This window comes from Campylobacter showae CC57C (genome assembly GCF_000344295.2).
Classification (GTDB): Bacteria; Campylobacterota; Campylobacteria; order Campylobacterales; family Campylobacteraceae; genus Campylobacter_A; species Campylobacter_A showae_B.
Window position 1 is genome coordinate 1 of the sequence record NZ_AOTD01000137.1, and the last position, 434, is coordinate 434.

At 46.3% G+C, this 434-nt stretch carries 1 protein-coding gene; it reads right to left on the reverse strand.

All coding sequences use genetic code 11. The annotated features are described in order from the left end of the window. Positions 1-222: 222 nt before the first annotated feature. Positions 223-434: class I SAM-dependent methyltransferase family protein (locus tag H740_RS05360; protein ID WP_002952176.1), on the reverse strand; the 212-nt coding region annotated here is incomplete at its 5' end.

The following is a 434-nucleotide window of genomic DNA, read 5'->3' on the forward strand; positions in this document are numbered from 1 at the left end:
CTGCTTTGCTGACGCAAAGCGTCGCAAATTGAAATTTGTATTTTCAAGATACGGGTCTCGGCGAGTAAAATTTGACTTCAAATTTGAGCGAATAATGATAAGGCAAAGTATTTTTGTTCTAGACGAGGCGCTTTTCAAATTTGGCGACAGGAGTTACCATGTAGGTAATGACCGAGCCAAATTTAAAATCAACGAAGTATAGAGCAAAAAGACAAGCCGCTTTTAAATTTTAACAGCCAAGCTCACGCTAAATATCCCATCCCCATCTATCCACTCTCTTACTTTTTTAAATCCCGCATTCGCCACGAGCTGATCCATTTCGGCCTGGCTGCGACGGCGCATGATCCATGCAGCGCCCTGCCTGTGGCTAGATAGAGCGCGCGCGATCATCTCAAGCTGCGGGTGCCACGGCTGGTTGGTGTAGATGAGGTAGC